This window comes from Acinetobacter sp. ANC_7511 (assembly GCF_056779975.1).
Genome location: NZ_JBWYIY010000071.1, coordinates 1 through 205 on the forward strand (window position 1 = coordinate 1; position 205 = coordinate 205).

The 205-nt window shown below is 44.9% G+C and carries 1 protein-coding gene; it reads left to right on the top strand.

Annotated features, from left to right (window positions below; genetic code table 11):
• A partial coding sequence (locus AC1M9L_RS14880; RefSeq protein ID WP_481592571.1) for an Ig-like domain-containing protein occupies window positions 1-205 on the top strand: 205 nt, incomplete at both ends.

Genomic DNA, 205 nt, shown 5'->3' on the forward strand with positions numbered 1-205 from the left:
CAGGAACAACAGTAAATGTCGTTGTTAAAGACAAAGACGGTCAAGTTGTTGCAGAAGGTCCAGCGACAGTTACAGGTGATACATGGACATATACACCATCAGTTGAATTGGCAGATGGCGAATATGACGTAGTTGCAAAAGCAACAGATCAAGCAGGTAACACAGGTGAATCTCAGCCAGAGAGCTTCGAGGTTGACACAGTAGC